The organism is Campylobacter sp. LMG 17559, assembly GCF_024723605.1.
Lineage (GTDB): Bacteria > Campylobacterota > Campylobacteria > Campylobacterales > Campylobacteraceae > Campylobacter_D.
Genome location: NZ_JANQCZ010000055.1, coordinates 1 through 573 on the forward strand (window position 1 = coordinate 1; position 573 = coordinate 573).

Consider the following 573-nt stretch of genomic DNA (forward strand, 5'->3'; position numbering starts at 1 on the left):
CTACTTCAACCTCACATTCATAATCATATTAGATAAAAAGATACTATCTTTATCAAAGCTTTTTAAGTTATATTCTAGTTTTAGGTATCTTTTTTGTATATCTTGCATTAAAGTTGAAAGATTGTATAAACTTAAACTTTCTAATATATTTATAAGTTCTATCTTGCTTAAAGTATTAAAATCATTTAACAAGCTAAGATAATTACTTATAATAGAAGAAGAATTGATATTGTGAAATATAATTTTATTTTTTATATCTTCTTTAATAAAAAATTGATTATTTTTTATATAAAAATAATCTTTAAGATGATGATTACTTAATATTTGATTGTAAAAACTTAAAAGACTTTCTTTGCTATTTAAGTCTATAAAATTTAAAAATATATTTTCTTTTAATAATACTTCTTGTAATTGTTTTAAGTTTTTAAAAGCTTGATTTATGCTAGAAGTATTTTTTAAAGCATAAATGATATTATCATCTTTAGAAATTTTTCTATTTATATTATATTGCAATAAAGGATTTTTATAAAGTGTATCACTATTGATCAAGATATTGATATGAAAAGATTCTTT

1 protein-coding gene is annotated in these 573 nt (G+C 18.2%); it reads right to left on the reverse strand.

The annotated features are described in order from the left end of the window. A partial coding sequence (locus CAMP5082_RS08280) for a hypothetical protein (RefSeq protein ID WP_337206438.1) occupies positions 1-573 on the reverse strand: 573 nt, incomplete at its 5' end.